The 2192-nt window shown below is 39.1% G+C and carries 2 protein-coding genes; both read left to right on the top strand.

Going from position 1 to position 2192, the window contains the following annotated elements; translation table 11 throughout:
- Positions 1-153 precede the first annotated feature (153 nt).
- Positions 154-522: a cupin domain-containing protein gene (locus B3O33_RS10435; protein WP_292361915.1), complete on the top strand. Its 369-nt coding sequence runs from the start codon at positions 154-156 to the stop codon at positions 520-522.
- A gap of 162 nt (positions 523-684) precedes the next feature.
- A complete protein-coding gene (locus B3O33_RS10430) occupies positions 685-2148 on the top strand; it encodes a sensor domain-containing diguanylate cyclase (protein ID WP_292361914.1) in 1464 nt (487 codons plus the stop codon).
- Positions 2149-2192: the final 44 nt, after the last annotated feature.

The following is a 2192-nucleotide window of genomic DNA, read 5'->3' as shown; positions in this document are numbered from 1 at the left end:
TACAAAAAGAAGCATGAACGTTTTCATGGAGCACCTCCGTTAAGGGTGACATGAAAAATTTTGCATAGATGATGCCAAATCCGTTCAACATGATTTTTATCTGGATTGCCCGATATTTTGCTAAAAGGCCCCAAACATGATTACATTTTCATTATGAAACCCATAATAAAACCATTTCAAGCCGATAACGAATACTATTTTATTGAAGGATGCTATATCAATGAACTGTCTAATGATATCGAAGATGAAGCGTTATCAATTGCTCAAGCAAGGGTTTCACCCGGAGTAACCACACAGTGGCACCGGTTAAAGTCAACCACTGAACGTTATGTGATTATTCAAGGTCAGGGAATCGTAGAGATCGGTGATTTGTCTCCTCATACCGTTACTTCGGGAGATGTTGTTATTATTCCTGAAAATACTCGCCAACGTATCACCAATGTCAGTAATGAGGATCTGGTATTTCTAGCATTATGTACCCCGCGATTTACAGCTGATAACTATCAAGAAGAATTGACCTAATTCAGATTATTGCTTCACATGGTGTATCCTTAATTCATATATAAAGTAAACAGGCACAAAAAAAAGCATTAACTCTTATATAAAGTCTGTTTGCTATATAAAATTTTCACCGGATGAATTTTCAAACATGGAGACAGTTCAACAATGGAGTTGAATTCAAGTATGAATGAAGTAAACACTGGAACACCCGCTATTTCACTTGAAGAAATTAATTTCCAGACGATGGCTGAAGATGCCCCAGTTACCCTTTGGCTAACTGATATACATGGCAATATAATTTTTACAAATAACCAATATAAAAATTTTATTGGACGAGAAAAAGTTGAAAAGATGGGTGGTAAAGCCTGGTTCAATGCCTTACATCCCGACGACCGTGATTATTGTCTGACTGTATTTAAGGATGCATTTGAGACTTACAAATCTTTTACCATGGAATACCGATTACGTCGTCGTGATGGTGAATACAGGCATTTTATCGACCATGGTGAACCCTATATCGATGGCCATGGCCGTTTTTCGGGTTTTGTTGGGTCCTCAACTGATATCACTGAACAAAAATTATCTGAAGATGAACTGAAAAAGTCTCATCAGGAACTCACACAATACAACTATGAGATGAATCTCATCAATCAGCTTAACTCTTACCTCCAAGTATGCAGAGCTGTTGATGAAACCTACCCCATCGTTTCATATTATGCAGAACAGATCTTTCCAGATTGTACCGGTGCACTGTATTTGTTTAATGATAAGAAAACACTTGTTGAATCGATGACGACATGGGGCATAACAGATGATATTAAAAGTGCACCCGTCATAGCTCCTGATGACTGTTGGTCGCTACGTCAAGGTAAGGAGCACACTACTCTTGATAACGATGGCAGACTTCGATGTAAGCATGTCAGCGAAGGTGTGAGCAACTATATCTGTGAACCGATAATTGCCCAGGGTGAAATGCTTGGCATGTTACATATCGAATTTAATGGTGCAAAACATAAAGTAGGAGAAGAGAAAACCTATTACGTTGAGTCCAGAAAGCGTCTGGTGAAAATTACTGCTGATAACCTTGCTTTATCACTGGTTAGCCTGAAACTCAAAGAAGCTTTACAATCACAATCAGTACGTGACCCATTAACCTCTCTGTTTAACAGACGTTTCATGGAGGAAAGCCTTGAGCGTGAAATTCACAGATGTGCCCGAGCCCAGCATGGACTGGGTCTGATCCTCTCAGATATCGATCATTTTAAGAAATTTAATGATGATTATGGCCATGATGCTGGTGATCTGGTTCTTGTCGAATATGCCAATATTCTCAAAAATCATTTTCGCAGCAGTGATGTTATCTGTCGCTATGGTGGCGAAGAATTCATTATTATCATGCCTGATATTAACAAAGACCACTTGGTAAAGCGCGCCCAAATACTCTGTCAGGAAATCAGTTCACTGGAACTTTTATATCAAAATAAACCGCTACCAACGATCACAGCCTCCTGTGGTGTGGCCTATCTGCATAACACGCTTATCGAAAAATCAGACATAATCAAGGCAGCTGATGTCGCTTTATATGAAGCTAAAAATAACGGTCGAAATCAGGTGGTGGTTTCCGAAACGGAGTTTATTGATATTTAGCAAAATCCACCCCTATTTTTACAGGAGCAAAAACCGACCACTGT

This window comes from Methylophaga sp. UBA1464, from assembly GCF_002325665.1.
In the GTDB taxonomy this organism is placed as follows: domain Bacteria; phylum Pseudomonadota; class Gammaproteobacteria; order Nitrosococcales; family Methylophagaceae; genus Methylophaga.
This window is presented reverse-complemented; position numbering and strand designations above follow the sequence as displayed.